We start from the raw sequence: 1,117 nt of genomic DNA on the forward strand, positions 1-1,117 counted from the left end.
CGTATTCCGCTCCGTGTGCTTCCAGCAACCGCAGGGCCCTCGCACGGACCTCTGGATCGATTTTCTTGGGCATGTGCTCATCCTTCCTGACTCAGAAGGAAGCGGCATCAAACCTAGGGTGATTCAGCCGTGAAGCAGGTGTCGTTGTTTTCGTCGCTGGGTGCGGTCGGTGTGGGTGGTCGGTAGCGGCGGTGACGGTGGGTGAAATCGTCTGGGATGGTGACGGTTCCGTGGATTGTGGGTGTGATGCGGTGGAGTCCGGTGGGGCACCTCCAGTAGATGGCGTTGCCGTCGAGTTTGGCGCAGGTCCAGAGTTTCAGTGTTTTGGCGTGGTGGTGGTAGGGGCAGAGGGGGTGGAGGTTGGCGAGGATGGTCCAGCCTCCGGAGGTGGGGTCGGTTTTGTTGTAGGGGACGATGTGGTCGATGTCGCAGCGTGCTGCCGGCACGCTGCATCCTGAGAAGGTGCAGGTGAGGTAGGTGGCGCGTACGAGGGCGACGAGTGCGTTGCTGGGGCGGTAGGTGAGGGCTCCTGGGGGTGGTGTGCTGTATCCGCCGTGTCCGTCGGGGTGGATGCCGTGGGTGAGGGTGGGGTCGGCTGTTGCGGCGGTGAGGAAGTCGGCGATGGCGCGGGAGAGTGCTGTTTCTTCGCCGAGGATGGAGCGGCGAGTAGGTCGGTGAGAGTTGCTGTTCTGTGCCCCTGACCCTGACCCTGGACCGGTGGCGGGAGTGGGGAGTGTGGCTGCTTTTCTGGTGCGGCCGCGGGCGATGAGTCGTCGTGCTCGGGCGGGTGTGGCTGTGGGCCTGAGTGGTGTGGGCGGCGGTGCTGGTGGGCTGGGTGGCGCGGCCGGCGGTGGGGTTGCGTTCTCGCTGCTGTCGCTGCTGTCGCTGCTGTCGCCGCTGTCGCCGCTGTCGCCGCTGTCGCCGCTGTCGCCGCTGTCGCCGCTGTCGCCGCTGTCGCCGCTGTCGTCGCTGTCGCCGCTGTCGCCGTGCGTGGTGGTGTTTGTGTAGGCGTCTGCGGCGTGGAGCATTTCGGTGAGCATGGCTTGCCAGCGTGCGTCGGTGGCGATGAGGCGTGCGGTGGCGGGGTCGAGGACGGTGCCGTCGGAGAGGGTGGCGG

At 66.5% G+C, this 1,117-nt stretch carries 1 pseudogene; it reads right to left on the reverse strand.

The annotated features are described in order from the left end of the window. Positions 1-113 precede the first annotated feature (113 nt). A pseudogene (locus tag QMK17_RS26290) lies at positions 114-1,117 on the reverse strand (HNH endonuclease signature motif containing protein); the annotation flags it as partial.

Origin of the sequence: Rhodococcus sp. G-MC3 (assembly GCF_030063335.1) — a bacterium.
GTDB lineage: Bacteria > Actinomycetota > Actinomycetes > Mycobacteriales > Mycobacteriaceae > Rhodococcoides.